The sequence below is a fragment of the Galbibacter kalidii genome (genome assembly GCF_026241135.1).
In the GTDB taxonomy this organism is placed as follows: Bacteria; Bacteroidota; Bacteroidia; order Flavobacteriales; family Flavobacteriaceae; genus Galbibacter.
In genome coordinates, this window is the sequence record NZ_JAPFGA010000085.1 from 1 (window position 1) to 612 (window position 612).

The 612-nt window shown below is 70.8% G+C and carries 1 protein-coding gene; it reads right to left on the reverse strand.

What is annotated here, in order from left to right:
- Positions 1-612: Mu transposase domain-containing protein (locus OOZ15_RS19985; protein WP_416337333.1), on the reverse strand; the 612-nt coding region annotated here is incomplete at both ends.

Sequence of the window (612 nt, forward strand, 5' to 3'; positions counted from 1 at the left end):
ATGGCAGCGCAGCCCCGTGGCCGAGGTGGAGGGGAGCAGGACGTCATAGCTGGCGATCTCATGCTGCGTGACCTGGGGCAGCTCGATCGTGCTGCTCGGCCTGGCGGCAAAGCGCGCCTGGAGGTCGGCCAGCGTCGGGCTGTCCCCGCGTTCCAAGGCGCCGAGCCAATAGGAGGCGATCGCCTCGGCCTGATCCTGCTCGGCCGCCAGGGCCAGCGCACCGACGATGCGCTTGCAGGCCTCGGCGACCGGCCATTGGGCGGTCAGCCGGGCGTACAGCTCACGCCAGTCGGCGCCCGGCAGCAGCTCATCACGGAACGTCAGCCCCGCCAGGGCCCGGGGCTTGCGGACCAGCCAGCCGACCACATGGCGGTAGTCGATCATCCGCCGGCGCCCGCTCTTCGGCGTGGCATGCAGACGCGGCAGCGTCAGCAGGACCTGCTGGGCGTGGTGCAGCACCAGGCGGTCGTCGTAGAGGTGCACGCGCAGCCGCTCGCCGATCAACCGGGATGGCACCGAGTAGAGCACCTTACGGACCTGGATGGTGCTGGACGTCGTGACACGCACCGTCAGCTCGGTGTAGTCGGTGCCCGGCCGGCTGGGGAGCGGCAT